Below are 12532 nucleotides of genomic sequence, written 5' to 3'. Positions count from 1 at the left end.
CAGATGTCCGGCGGCCAGGCCCAGCGCCTGTCGATCGCCTGCGCCCTGGTCCACGACCCGCCGCCACCGAACTCCCCGGTGGCGGGCCCCTCTTCACGCGTCCGGCCGGCTCAGCCCTGCGGCCAGGCCTCGGCCAGCATCTTGCGGGTGTCCGCCAGCAGCTGCGGCAGCACCTTGGTGTGGCCGACCACCGGCATGAAGTTGGTGTCCCCACCCCACCGCGGCACCACGTGCTGGTGCAGGTGCGCCGCGATGCCGGCCCCGGCCGCCGCGCCCTGGTTCATCCCGATGTTGAACCCGTGCGCCCCCGAGGCGGCCCGCAGCGCGGTCATCGCCTTCTTGGTGAAGTCCGCCAGCTCGGCCGTCTCCGCCTCGTCGAGGTCGGTGTAGTCGGCCACGTGCCGGTACGGGACCACCATCAGGTGCCCGCCGTTGTACGGGTACAGGTTCAGCACCGCGAACACGGCGCTCCCCCGGGCGATGACCAGCCCCTCCTCGTCGCTCAGCGACGGGATCGAGCAGAACGGACAACCGTCGTCCGGAGCCGGGCCGGTGGGCTTGTTCTCACCCTGGATGTACGCCATCCGATGGGGGGTCCACAGGCGGCGGAAGCCGTCCGGCTCACCGACACCCCGCTGCAGTTCCGGCTCAGTCGTCATGCTGATCAGCATATTCGCCCGGGGGTGCTTGCAAAGCCGCGCGGGGCAGACTCTTCAAGAGCCTGCCCCGCGCGTACTGGTCCGGCTACGGCGTCACACCTGGATGCGGTTCTTCACCGCGTCCGCGATCTCGGCCACGGCGTCCGCGACCGGCACGCCGTTCTTCTGCTCGCCGTTGCGGTAGCGGAAGGACACCGCGCCCGCCTCGACGTCGTCGTTGCCGGCGATCAGCATGAACGGGACCTTGGTCTTCTGGGCGTTCCTGATCTTCTTCTGCATCCGGTCGTCCGAGGTGTCCACCTCGACCCGGATCCCGTGCTTCTTGAGCTCGGCCGCGACCTCCAGCAGGTACGGCACGTGCTCGTCGGTGATCGGGATGCCGGTCACGGTGACCGGGGCCAGCCACGGCGGCATGGCGCCGGCGTAGTGCTCCAGCAGCACCGCGAAGAACCGCTCGATCGAGCCGAACAGCGCGCGGTGGATCATGACCGGCCGCTGACGCGAACCGTCCGCGGCGGTGTACTCGAGGTCGAAACGCTCGGGCAGGTTGAAGTCCAGCTGGATGGTCGACATCTGCCAGGTACGGCCGATGGCGTCCTTCGCCTGCACAGAGATCTTCGGGCCGTAGAAGGCCGCGCCGCCCGGGTCCGGAACCAGCGGCAGCCCCTGCTTCTCGGCCACGCTCGCCAGGACGCGGGTGGCCTCCTCCCAGGTCTCGTCCGAACCGACGTACTTGACCGGGTCCTTGGTCGACAGCTCCAGGTAGAAGTCGGTCAGGCCGTAGTCACGGAGGAGGTTGAGCACGAAGGTCAGCGTGGAGTCGAGCTCCTCCGCCATCTGCTCACGGGTGCAGTAGATGTGGGCGTCGTCCTGGGTGAAGCCGCGGGCACGGGTCAGGCCGTGCACGACGCCGGACTTCTCGTAGCGGTAGACCGTCCCGAACTCGAAGAGCCGCAGCGGCAGTTCACGGTACGAGCGGCCGCGCGCGTCGAAGATCAGGTTGTGCATCGGGCAGTTCATCGGCTTGAGGTAGTAGTCCACGCCCTCGTCGAGCTGCATGGGCGGGTACATACCGTCCGCGTACCAGTCGAGGTGGCCGCTCTTCTCGAAGAGCTTCCCCTTGGTGGCGTGCGGGGTGTAGACGAACTCGTAGCCCTCTTCCTCGTGCCGCTTGCGCGAGTAGTCCTCCATCGCGCGGCGGATGATGCCGCCCTTGGGGTGGAAGACGGCCAGGCCGGAGCCGATCTCCTCCGGGATGGAGAAGAGGTCGAGCTCGTTGCCGAGCTTGCGGTGGTCGCGCTTCTCGGCCTCGACGAGGAAGTCCAGGTGGGCCTTGAGCTCGTCCTTGGTCGGCCAGGCGGTCCCGTAGATGCGCTGGAGCATCGGGTTCTTCTCGCTGCCGCGCCAGTACGCGGCGGCGTTGCGCATCAGCTTGAACGCCGGGATGTGGCGGGTGCTGGGCAGGTGCGGGCCGCGGCAGAGGTCGCCCCAGCACTGCTCGCCGCTCTTGGCGTCCAGGTTGTCGTAGATGGTGAGCTCGCCGGCGCCGACCTCGACGTCGGCGCCCTCGCCGGCGGTGGCGGCGGAGCCCTTGAGGCCGATCAGCTCGAGCTTGTACGGCTCGGCGGCGAGTTCCTCGGCGGCGGCCTCGTCGGTGACCACGCGGCGGGAGAACTTCTGCCCGCGCTTGATGATCTCCTGCATCTTCTTCTCGATGGCCTTGAGGTCATCGGGGTGGAAGGGCTTCTCGACGTCGAAGTCGTAGTAGAAGCCGTCCTTGACCGGCGGGCCGATGCCGAGCTTGGCCTCGGGGTACAGCTGCTGCACGGCCTGGGCCATGACGTGCGCGGTGGAGTGGCGCAGGATGTCCAGGCCGTCCTTGCTGTCGATCGCGACCGGCTCGACCTCGTCGCCGTCCTGGACGGCGTACGCGAGGTCCTTGAGCTGGCCGCCGACGCGGGCGGCGATGATCGAGCGGTCGTCGGCGAAGAGCTCGGCGGCCGTAGTGCCCGTGGTCACCACGCGCTCTTCCCGATCGGGTTCGCGGTTGATGATTACCCGGACGTCCGTCACCGGTCTCTCCTGACGTGCTGGATTCAGAGGACGCAACACTGCGCTGCGCGTGACGATGGTACCGAGAGCACCAGCCGCACCGCGCACTCAGGATCCGCCTCCCCCTTCCTGGAGCCCCTTGAGCAGCCGCTCGCGGTCGCCCTCCGCCCAGCCGCACAGCTCGAGGCCCTGCGGGCGGGTCAGCCGGCGGAAGCCGTCGCGCCGCTCGAGGCGGCCGGAGACCCGGACCGGGACGCCGGTCAGGTGGGCCTCGGCGGCGAGCCGGTAGTCGGGGTCGGGCAGCCGGACCTTGAGTTCGCGGACCTCCGCGCCGCCGAGCACCCGGAGCCGTACCGAGCCCGGTCCGGCCGGGTCGGCGCGCTTGAGGCGGACGACCACGCCGACGACGGTGACGTCGACGGCGGGCTCGATCCGTTCCAGCAGGTCGGCGGCCTCGGCGAGGGCGGGCAGGTCACCCGGGGAGAAGTCGAGGTCGATCCGGCGGTCGCCGAAGCCGCCGGGGGTGCCGGCGGCGGGCGACCAGGCGACGGTGAGCCGGGCGGCGGTGGCGCCGCGGACCAGGTCCTCGACGGACTGGACCAGCTCCCGGCTGACCCCGGAGCGGACGGCGTTCTCGAAGGCCTCGGGCCCGCCGCTGACCCGGCGGTAGTCGACCGCGTCGCGCAGCGCCTCCAGGGCGCGGACCAGGGTGGTGACGGCGGTGCGGCCCTCGGGGGCGGGGGTGTACGCGGTGAGGGCGGCGCCCTGTTCGACGACGCCCTGTTCGACGAGGAGGACGTCGTCCAGGAAGTCCCCGGCGAGCCCGTCCAGCCGGGCGCCGAAGTAGGCGGCGGTGGTCCGGCCGGCCTTGGCCCCGGCGGCGAGCATCGAGCGCGCCGCCCGCTGGAGCCGCTCGACGTCGTCCCAGGGGGCGGCGTCGGCGGGGCCGGGCAGTTCGCGGCGCCAGCTCAGTTCGTCGCCGGGGACGACGAGGGCGAGGAGGATCGAGCGGGCGGAGGGGGTGTGGGAGCGGGAGAGCGCGGTGACGGCGTCGGTGAGGAGTTCGACGGCGTCGTCGAAGCCGTCGGCGGTGGGAACGAGGAGGCTGGTGCCGGGTTCGCCGTCGGGCGGGGTCCAGCGGCCGTACCGGGCGGCGGGGCCGCCGCGCCGGACCCAGCCGTGCCGGGCGAGCAGGGTGGCGAGCACCGCGGGGTCGACGGTGGCCGGGTCGGGCAGGGCCGGGTCCTCCGGTCCGTGCGGCAGGGTCATGGGCGTGCTTCCTCGCTGCCGGGGCCGGGTGGTCACGGGCTGCCGCCCGCGCCGACCCGGGCCATGATGTCGCAGAGCGCGCGGTCGTCGAAGACCTTGTCGGTGGGCACCCGGACGTTGGTGCGCCGCTTCCCGGTGACAGGGTGGCCGGCCAGGTTGACCCAGTAACAGCAGTGCCGCAGTTCGAGGGCGTCCGGGCGGGCGTGGAGCCAGTGGTCGACCCGGCGCGGGAGCAGCATCACGACCAGGATCCGCGGGACGGCGACCCGGGCGCGCGCGAGCTTGCGCAGGTGGTCGTTGTCCAGGGTGAAGCTGAAGAACGGCCCGGCCGGGTCGGGCGCGATCTGCTGGGTGGCCTTGAGCTGGATCTTGACGGTGACCTCGTCGTCCACGTCGTGCTCCCGGGAGCCGTGGCTGACCTGCCAGTCGATGCCGTTGTCCGGGAACGGCTGGGAGAGCGAGCAGCCGGCCGCGGCGGCGACCGCGTGCAGGTAGCCGACCTGCAGCGTCTCCATGCAGGCGGTGACCGCGAGGTTCCCCCTGAGTGTGGTCGCCGCGCCGTCGGGCTGCGGCTGTGTCAGTGCCATCGCCCCGTGGCCTCCCCCGGCTCCGGGCCCGTCCGGGCCGAGCGGCCCAGTGGCAGGATCCCCGGTCGGAGCTGGGCCAAACGGGTTGAGCGGGCGTCAGAACCGGGTATCACCAGAACGCGGAACGCACGCCTGAGGGGCAGTCATGCAGCAGCACTGGTACACCGGCCCACTCGCTTCCTTCGACACCGAGACGACCGGCGTGGACGTGGAGTCCGACCGCATCGTCTCCGCCGCCCTGGTCGTCCAACTCGCCCCGGGCGCACCGGCGCAGACCACCACTTGGCTCGCCGATCCGGGTGTGCCGATCCCGGACGGGGCCCGGGCGGTGCACGGCATCACCGACGAGCAGGTCCGGAGGTACGGGCGGCCGGCCGGCGCGGTGGTGGCCGAGGTCACCCGCGCGCTGGCGGCCCAGGCGCGGGCCGGCCGCCCGGTGGTGGTGATGAACGCGCCCTACGATCTGACCCTGCTGGACCGGGAGTTGCGGCGCCACCACGGTCTGGCGCTGAACACCGGGCTGGACGGGGCCGGGCTGGTGGTGCTGGATCCGCGGGTGCTGGACAAGCACGTGGACCGCTACCGCAAGGGCCGCCGGACGCTGACCGACCTGTGCGCCCACTACGGCGTGGACCTGGCCGGGGCGCACGACGCGGCGGCGGACGCGACGGCGGCGCTGTCGTTGATCCGGCGAATAGGCGCCCGCTATCCGGCGGCGCTCGGCGGGCTGACGGCGGCGGAGCTGCACCTGCGGCAGTCGGTCTGGCACGCGGCGCAGGCGCGGGGGCTGCAGGCCTGGTTCGACCGCTCGGGGACGCCGGAGCGGGTCGACCTGTCCTGGCCGCTGCGACCGGCCCGTTGCGTCTGCGGCCGTCGGCTGGAGCCGGAGCACGGGTGCCGGGCGGCGGCGTAGCCGGCCCGGAACGCGCCGCAGGCCCTGACCGGTTTCCCGGTCAGGGCCTGCGTGCTGTCCGGTGGGCGATACTGGGATCGAACCAGTGACCCCTTCGGTGTGAACGAAGTGCTCTCCCGCTGAGCTAATCGCCCGGGCAACGAGATGAACTCTAGCACCATTCGGGGGCAGTCGTACAACTCGCTCTTCCGGGGTACGGCCGACGCATCCACAGAACTCGCGCTCCGCGCGGAAGATGACTGAGCCTCAGCCGGATTCGGTACCGGCTCTTCGGATGGATTCCGGAAATACATGTGAGGCCCAGCCGATAATCGACTGGGCCTCACATATCACAATGCATTCCGGTGGGCGATACTGGGATCGAACCAGTGACCCCTTCGGTGTGAACGAAGTGCTCTCCCGCTGAGCTAATCGCCCGGGTGCAGAGAAAACATTACCGCATCCCGGGGGGTGCTCCGAACACCCCTCCCGCCCGGAGCCCCCGGCCGGGGCACCCCGGCCCGGGCCCCCCTACTCCCCGCCCCGCCCCTCCCCGCCCCTTCCGCCCGCGCGCGCGACTCGTCGGACCCGGTCGCACCACCCGCTCCCCCGTTCCCGGCCCACCCGGCACCCCGCCGGGCACTCCGACCGACGGGCCGACGGACCGGGTGCACGCCGATCCGGAATCCGACCGAGAAGAACCGCCGGTAATGCCCCGGGCGGGTACTCGGGGGCGATTCCGCAATGCGCCGTAAGGGGTACGACTCGCGCCCGAATCGGGACAGAGGGGTTTACATCGGTCTTGGGGGTGGGATGGTCCGTTCGCCGACGTGCGATTCCCCGAGCGCACACTGAGCGAAAGGCCATGGCGCTTATGAACACCACGGTCAGCTGCGAGCTGCACCTGCGCCTCATCGTGTCCAGCGAGTCCTCACTGCCCGTCCCCGCGGGCCTGCGCTACGACACCGCCGACCCCTACGCCGTGCACGCCACGTTCCACACGGGCGCCGACGAGACCGTGGAGTGGGTGTTCGCCCGAGATCTCCTCGCGGAGGGGCTGCACCGACCCACCGGTACCGGCGACGTCCGGGTGTGGCCGTCCCGCAGCCACGGGCAAGGGGTGGTCTGCATCGCACTGAGCTCTCCGGAAGGAGAAGCCCTGCTGGAGGCCCCGGCCCGCGCGCTTGAGTCGTTCCTCAAGCGGACGGACGCCGCGGTGCCCCCCGGCACCGAACACCGTCACTTCGACCTCGACCGGGAGCTGTCCCACATCCTCGCCGAAAGCTGACCCCGACCGGAGGCGGTCCAGCCCCGCTGTCGGCGGGGCCGTACTACCCGCCGTCATCGCTGCCGTCCTACTCGGGGGCACGGCAGCGGACTCAGCCGCGCACCACGCGGTCTCGGGGCCGGTGAACGGCCCGCTCCCACCGGAGCGGGGCCACAGCACCGCAGGCGCCCGGCACCAAGGCCGGCCATCCTCACGGGTGGCCGGCCTCGCTGCCGGGCGCCACCGTGGTTTCCGGGGGCCGTACGGGCTCCCCCAGGGGGGCGTGGGCCGGGCTCGCAGGAGGGGGATCCCGCCCGGATCGGGACACTCCGGCGGAATCCGCACAGACCTTCGAAGGAACGCGCCGCCCTTATGCCGCAAGGGCCGGTATGGTCTGGGGTAACCGTGGACGCGGGGTACCGGAGTCCCCCTGCGCGAGGAGTCCCAACGTGCTGATCACCCATGACACCGAGTGCGCGCTGAGCATCCTCGTGGATCTGCTCAACACCGCGCCCGAGGTGTGCGGCGACGAGCGGCTGCCGGACGTCGCCGCGCTGGACGCCTTCGTGGTCCGCCAGGAGATCAGCGAGATCGACTCGCTGACCGAGGACGACCTGCGCCAGGTGCAGGAGCTGCGGTCCCGGCTGCGCGAGGTGTTCTGGACCGAGTCCACCGAAGCGGCCGCCGAGCTGGTCAACGCGATCGTCGCGGCCGCCGGGACGACGCCGCGGCTGGTCAACCACGACCACCACGACTGGCACATCCACTACTTCGCCCCGCACGTCGCGATCGCTCCCCACCTCGCGGCGGAGCTGGGCATGGCCCTGGCCTTCATCCTGATGGCGGGCGAGCGGGAACGGCTGCGCCGCTGCGAGGCGCCGGACTGCGCGCGGGTGTTCGTGGACCTCTCCCGGAACCGCTCGCGGCGCTACTGCGACAGCCGCACCTGCGGGAACCGGCTGCACGTCGCCGCCTACCGGGCCCGGCAGCGGTCGGCGGAGGCCGTCGCCCCCGCCTGACGCCGCGCCCTCCCCCCGGCTCAGATGCCGCGCTTGCGGAGGATCTCCTCGATGTCGGCGAAGTCGCCGAGCCCGTCGTCCCGCTTGCCCGCCTGCTTCCCGGAAGCCTTGGCGGCCTTGGGCGCCTGGGTCACGGCCGGGCGCTCGGGGGCCGCACCGGCGGCGGCCGGACGCTCCGGGGAGGACTCCACCGCGCCGCGACGGCCCGACCAGCGGGTGGCGAGCAGCAGCGCGGCGGAGACGCCGAGCAGCACGAGGCCCGTCCACACCCTGGGGTCGAAGACCAGCCTGGTCGCCCAGTCGGCGAACTCCCGGCCGATCGTGGAGGCCAGCGGGAACAGTCCGGTCAGGTAGAGCCCGGCGGGCAGCAGGGCGACCGCGAACCAGCGGGTCGCCGAGCGGAACCGCCGACGCCAGGCCCGCAGGCCCGCGACGGCCACTCCGCCGGCCGTGAGGAGGAAACTGATCGCCGCGGTCAGCACAGCTGGGCCCCTTCGCTTCCGGTCGTCCTGGTCATCGGTGCCTCCCTGTCGGTCCGCCCTCGGGCGCACCGCCGGGCGGGAGCGGGCACCCACTAGTGGAACACTGGGGGAATGATCGATGGTTCCCTTCCCCGCCTCGAGTTCTGGTGCGACCTCCAGTGCCCGGACTGCCGTACCGCCCTGGACGACGTACGGGCGCTGCGCGCGCGGTACGGCGACGCGCTGCCCGTGGAGCTGCGGCACTTCCCGCTGGAGAAGCACAAGCACGCCTACGCCTCGGCCGAGGCGGCCGAGGAGGCGTTCGCCCAGGGGCTCGGGTGGCCGTTCGTGGAGGCCCTGCTGGCCCGGGTCGAGGAGCTGGACGCCCGGGGGCAGGAGGTGCTGCTGGCGGTGGCCCGGGAGGTCGGGATGGACGCCGAGGAGGTCGACACCGCGTTGATCGACGGCCGGCACATGCTGACCGTGGACGCCGACCAGGCCGAGGGCAAGGCGATCGGCGTCACCGGGACGCCGACGTACGTGATCGGCGGCAAGCGCCTGGACGGCGGGAAGAGCCAGGACGGGCTGCGCGAGCGGATCGTCGCCGTCATCGAGGCGGCCGCGTCCGCCTGACGATGCCGGGCCGCCGCGCGTCCTGACGGTGCGTCACCTCCTCACAGAGGCTTGCCGTAGCAGCGGTTGACGACCCGGTAGCCGAGCGAGGCGTAGAGCCGGAGGGCGACCTCGTTGCCGGAGAAGACGTTGAGGCCGAGTTCGCGCACCCCGGCGGCCAGGCACTCCTGTTCGGCGAGCAGCATCAGGGTGCGGCCGTGTCCCCGGCCGCGGTGGGCCGGGGACACCTCGACCACCATGACCCAGGCGAGCGGGGTGCCGTCCGGCAGGTCGCGCAGGCGGAGGTTCACCCAGAGCGAGCCGAGCGGCTCGGCTGCGCCGTCCGGGCCGTGGAGCCGGCGCAGGGCGACGCCGGGGGTGTCCGCGCCCTGCTGGAGGACGTTCTGGTGGTCCAGGCGCGACTTGGCCTGGGCCTGCTCCTCGGTGAGGCCGGACTCCCGCAGGGAGCGGACGTACTCCCGTGCCGCCCGGTCGATCCAGGCCGGGAACTCCGCGGCGTCGATCGGGCGGGCGGTGACACCGGCGGGCAGGGCCGTGGCCGTGGTCAGGCTCTTGCCGAGGTTCCGCATCCGCTCGGTGTAGCCGAGGGCGGTGGCGAGCCCGCGGGCGATCGGAGCCGTCTCGGGGACGACGACGTCCACCCGGGTACAGCCCCAGGTGCGCAGCACCTCCTCGGCGGCCAGTGCACCGAAGGTGCCGCGACCCCGGCCGCGGCCCTCCGTGACCTCCAACTCCGATATCTCGCCCCAGAGTTCACTGCCGTGGCGGGCCGAGGTGGTGCGCAGCGCACCGATCTGGTGGCCGTTCGAGAGGATCCGCCAGCGTCTGGTGCGGCCGCCGACCGTGGTGGGTGTCTCCGGGCCCTCAGGGCGCAGCGTGGTGGTCATGTCGTGGTCCCTTCCCCTCGCCGGGGAGGTTATCCGCGCCGCCCGCGGCGTCTCCCCGGCCGTCGCGCCGGGTCCGGGATCGTCGGAATCGGGGGGTCGTCGGGATCAGGGGTCGAGGTCGTCGCCGCTGCGCTCGGCGAAGACGGCGATGGCCTTGGCGGTGACCGGGCCGACACCGGGCAGGCGGCGGTCGTCGACACGGGTGACGGCCTGGACGTCGCGGGTGGTGGAGGTCAGGAAGACCTCCTCGGCGCCCTGGAGGGCGTCGAGCGGGAGGTCGGCCTCCTCTGCTCCGCACCAGTCGATGATCAGCTGCCGGGTGATGCCGGCCAGGCAGCCGGAGGCGAGGACGGGCGTGAGCAGCCGGCCGCCGAGGACCACGAAGACGTTGGAGCCGGTGCCCTCGCAGAGTCGGCCCGCGGTGTTGGCGAACAGGGCCTCGGAGGCGCCGACGCGGTGGGCGGCGGCGAGGGCGACCACGTTCTCGGCGTAGGAGGTGGTCTTGAGGCCGGCGACGGCGCTGTGCTCGTTGCGGCGCCAGGGGACGACGGCCACGGCGGTCTCGTCGGGGCGGCGGTCGATGGCGTTGAAGCCGACGATCAGGGTGGGGCCGGTGCTGCCGCGCTCGGAGCTGAGCGGGGCGTTGCCGCCGGTGTAGGTGACGCGCAGGCGGCCGAGCGGGGCCGGGTTGGCGGCGAGGACCCGGGCGCAGGCCTCGCGGACCAGGTCGTGGTCGGGGTCGGGCAGGCCGAGGCCGCGGGCGGAGCGGGTGAGCCGGTCGAGGTGGCGGGTGACGGCGAAGGCGCGGCCGTCGACGGCCTTCAGGGTCTCGAAGACACCGTCGCCGGTGGTGAGGCCGTGGTCGAGGGCCGAGACGGCGGCGTCGGCGGAGTCGACGAGGGTTCCGTTGACCCAGCTCGTGGTGCGGTTGTCCATCAGGGGGCTGCTCCTAGGCGCGGTGCGGCTCGAGGTCGGTGTCGGCGTCGCTGCCGAGACCGGCGCCCGACGCTATCGCGACCAGTCTGGCGGCCTTCAGTTCGGTTTCCGCCCACTCGCGTTCGGGGTCGGAGCCCCAGGTGATGCCGGCGCCGGTGCCGAAGCGCAGGACGGGTGCCTGCGGGTCCTGCCGGTCGAGCCAGAAGGTGCGGATGCCGACGGCGAGTTCGCCCTCGCCGCGGTCGGCGTCGACCCAGCCGACGGCGCCGCAGTAGGGGCCGCGGGGGGCGGTCTCCAGCGCGTCGATGATCCGCAGGGCACTGGACTTGGGGGCACCGGTGACCGAGCCGGGCGGGAAGGTGGCGGCGAGCAGTTCGGGCCAGCCGGCGCCGTCGCGCAGGGTGCCCTCGACGGTGGAGACCAGGTGGACCAGGCCGGGGTGCTTCTCGACGACGCAGAGGTCGGGGACGGTGACGGTGCCGGTCCCGCAGACCCGGCCGAGGTCGTTGCGGACCAGGTCGACGATCATCACGTTCTCGGCGTGGTCCTTCTCGAGGAGGTCGTCCTCCGTCCGGCCGGTGCCCTTGATCGGACCCGAGGAGACGGTGCGTCCGGTGCGGTGCAGGTAGAGCTCGGGGGAGGCGGTGGCGATCTCGACGCCGTGGTCGGGCAGTCGGATGGTGCCGGCGTACGGGGCGGGGTTGCCGTGCGCGAGGAGGCCGGTGAGGGCGTCGATGTCGCTGCGGTCGGGGTCGGGCAGCGGCGCGGACAGCACCCGGCAGAGGTTGGCCTGGTACACCTCGCCCGCGGCTATGTGCTCGCGGATACGGCGTACGCCCGCGGTGTAGGCGGCGCGGTCCAGGGAGCTGTGCCAGCTGCCGGCGTCCGGGCCGTGCCAGCCGGCGCCGGAGGGCGGGGCCGGGGCGGGGCGGACGTCGTCGAAGCGGGCGCAGGTCAGCCGGCCCTCGTAGTCGTAGGCGACGGCCCAGTACCCGGAGGAGTCGAGTGCGGCCGGGTCCGAGGTGACGTCACGCAGTCCGGTGGCCAGGCGGCCGCCGAAGCGGGCGAGCGGAGTGCGGGGGGCGGGGTGGCCGGACACGGTTCTCCTGCGCGGTGCTGCTGGGGGTGGGGGTGCCTGAAGTGTAGGTCGGGGGGCTCCTCCCGGGCGGGGGCCCGAGCCCGCCGCGCCCCCGCGTACGAGCAGCCGGGTGCGTCGCGCCGGTGTGCGCCGGGCGACCTGCGGATGATCGTCCGGCAGCGCCGCAGGTGGTGGCCGGCGGCCGGCCGGAAGGGCTGACGGGACGGCACTCCTCGGCCATCCCCGCGGCACGCTGCGGGAACGGATTTTTAGCTGGCCCGGGAATCCGCTAGAGTTCAACACGTCGCCAGGGAGCGCAGCCGAAGAAAAGCGGTGAAGGTCCCCGGGAGACAGGCGGACGTGGCTCAGTTGGTAGAGCATCACCTTGCCAAGGTGAGGGTCGCGAGTTCGAATCTCGTCGTCCGCTCGATGGAGAACAGTGTAAAGTCGTTCTTCATGTGTTGCCTGGTGGAGTGGCCGAGAGGCGAGGCAACGGCCTGCAAAGCCGTGTACACGGGTTCAAATCCCGTCTCCACCTCCGAGAGGCTCCCCCGGTTCTGCCGGGAGACCTCCCCGCGCGATTAGCTCAGCGGGAGAGCACTACCTTGACACGGTAGGGGTCACTGGTTCAATCCCAGTATCGCGCACGTCGGATCTCACGAGGTCCGCTGCAGGATCGCCTTACCAGGCGCGATTAGCTCAGCGGGAGAGCACTACCTTGACACGGTAGGGGTCACTGGTTCAATCCCAGTATCGCGCACAGTAACGGGCCCTTCGAGGCCTGCTGCACAA

At 72.3% G+C, this 12532-nt stretch carries 12 protein-coding genes and 6 tRNA genes; 8 read left to right on the top strand and 10 right to left on the bottom strand.

What is annotated here, in order from left to right; translation table 11 throughout:
* Window positions 1-110: 110 nt before the first annotated feature.
* The 4 genes from ABTY61_RS24485 to ABTY61_RS24470 form a co-directional block, all read right to left on the bottom strand.
* Window positions 111-671 carry an HIT family protein gene (locus ABTY61_RS24485; RefSeq protein WP_350507180.1) on the bottom strand — a complete coding sequence of 187 codons (561 nt, stop codon included), beginning with the start codon at window positions 669-671 and terminating at the stop codon, window positions 111-113.
* Between the two features lie 81 nt (window positions 672-752).
* Window positions 753-2732 (bottom strand): threonine--tRNA ligase, encoded by a 1980-nt coding sequence (gene thrS, locus ABTY61_RS24480; RefSeq protein WP_350507179.1) that lies wholly within the window; start codon window positions 2730-2732, stop codon window positions 753-755.
* A gap of 87 nt (window positions 2733-2819) precedes the next feature.
* Window positions 2820-3980, bottom strand: coding sequence for a hypothetical protein (locus ABTY61_RS24475; protein WP_350507178.1), 1161 nt, complete (start codon window positions 3978-3980; stop codon window positions 2820-2822).
* A 32-nt stretch (window positions 3981-4012) separates the two neighbouring features.
* Window positions 4013-4567 (bottom strand): DUF4365 domain-containing protein, encoded by a 555-nt coding sequence (locus tag ABTY61_RS24470; RefSeq protein ID WP_350507177.1) that lies wholly within the window; start codon window positions 4565-4567, stop codon window positions 4013-4015.
* 145 nt (window positions 4568-4712) lie between these two features.
* Here ABTY61_RS24470 and ABTY61_RS24465 point away from each other — a divergent pair, with 145 nt between their 5' ends.
* The gene (locus ABTY61_RS24465) at window positions 4713-5480 is read left to right on the top strand and encodes an exonuclease domain-containing protein (RefSeq protein WP_350507176.1); all 768 of its coding nucleotides are present in this window, start codon (window positions 4713-4715) and stop codon (window positions 5478-5480) included.
* Between the two features lie 62 nt (window positions 5481-5542).
* Here the strand turns inward: ABTY61_RS24465 and ABTY61_RS24460 are convergent.
* Both ABTY61_RS24460 and ABTY61_RS24455 read right to left on the bottom strand, forming a co-directional pair.
* A tRNA-Val gene (locus ABTY61_RS24460) sits at window positions 5543-5614 on the bottom strand.
* A 211-nt stretch (window positions 5615-5825) separates the two neighbouring features.
* Window positions 5826-5897 (bottom strand) — tRNA-Val (locus tag ABTY61_RS24455).
* 436 nt (window positions 5898-6333) lie between these two features.
* Here ABTY61_RS24455 and ABTY61_RS24450 point away from each other — a divergent pair.
* The gene (locus ABTY61_RS24450; RefSeq protein WP_030056266.1) at window positions 6334-6747 is read left to right on the top strand and encodes an SsgA family sporulation/cell division regulator; all 414 of its coding nucleotides are present in this window, start codon (window positions 6334-6336) and stop codon (window positions 6745-6747) included.
* Window positions 6748-7175: 428 nt separating this feature from the next.
* Window positions 7176-7745: a CGNR zinc finger domain-containing protein gene (locus tag ABTY61_RS24445; protein WP_350507175.1), complete on the top strand. Its 570-nt coding sequence runs from the start codon at window positions 7176-7178 to the stop codon at window positions 7743-7745.
* A 20-nt stretch (window positions 7746-7765) separates the two neighbouring features.
* Here the strand turns inward: ABTY61_RS24445 and ABTY61_RS24440 are convergent, their stop codons facing one another.
* Window positions 7766-8227 (bottom strand): hypothetical protein, encoded by a 462-nt coding sequence (locus ABTY61_RS24440; protein WP_350507174.1) that lies wholly within the window; start codon window positions 8225-8227, stop codon window positions 7766-7768.
* Window positions 8228-8338: 111 nt separating this feature from the next.
* Between ABTY61_RS24440 and ABTY61_RS24435 the strand changes: the two genes are divergently transcribed.
* Window positions 8339-8839 (top strand): DsbA family protein, encoded by a 501-nt coding sequence (locus ABTY61_RS24435; protein ID WP_350507173.1) that lies wholly within the window; start codon window positions 8339-8341, stop codon window positions 8837-8839.
* A 41-nt stretch (window positions 8840-8880) separates the two neighbouring features.
* Here ABTY61_RS24435 and ABTY61_RS24430 read toward each other — a convergent pair whose 3' ends face one another.
* The 3 genes from ABTY61_RS24430 to ABTY61_RS24420 form a co-directional block, all read right to left on the bottom strand.
* Complete coding sequence (locus tag ABTY61_RS24430; protein ID WP_350507172.1) at window positions 8881-9726, bottom strand: GNAT family N-acetyltransferase; 846 nt, start codon at window positions 9724-9726, stop codon at window positions 8881-8883.
* A 105-nt stretch (window positions 9727-9831) separates the two neighbouring features.
* Window positions 9832-10662, bottom strand: a complete 831-nt coding sequence (locus ABTY61_RS24425; RefSeq protein WP_350507171.1) for an aminotransferase class IV — start codon at window positions 10660-10662, stop codon at window positions 9832-9834.
* Window positions 10663-10675: 13 nt separating this feature from the next.
* On the bottom strand, window positions 10676-11761 hold the full coding sequence (locus ABTY61_RS24420; RefSeq protein ID WP_350507170.1) for a chorismate-binding protein: 1086 nt from the start codon (window positions 11759-11761) through the stop codon (window positions 10676-10678).
* Between the two features lie 333 nt (window positions 11762-12094).
* On the opposite strand from ABTY61_RS24420, the gene ABTY61_RS24415 reads away from it, so the two are divergent.
* The 4 genes from ABTY61_RS24415 (at window position 12095) to ABTY61_RS24400 (ending at window position 12500) form a co-directional block, all read left to right on the top strand.
* Window positions 12095-12167, top strand: a tRNA-Gly gene (locus ABTY61_RS24415).
* Between the two features lie 40 nt (window positions 12168-12207).
* Window positions 12208-12278: transfer RNA gene (locus ABTY61_RS24410), tRNA-Cys, on the top strand.
* Between the two features lie 37 nt (window positions 12279-12315).
* Window positions 12316-12387 (top strand) — tRNA-Val (locus ABTY61_RS24405).
* 41 nt (window positions 12388-12428) lie between these two features.
* Window positions 12429-12500 (top strand) — tRNA-Val (locus ABTY61_RS24400).
* Window positions 12501-12532 lie beyond the last annotated feature (32 nt).

Origin of the sequence: Kitasatospora sp. NPDC096128, assembly GCF_040303105.1 — a bacterium.
GTDB lineage: Bacteria > Actinomycetota > Actinomycetes > Streptomycetales > Streptomycetaceae > Kitasatospora.
The sequence above is the reverse complement of the archived record's forward strand: the minus strand, read 5'-3'. Positions and strand labels throughout refer to the sequence as shown.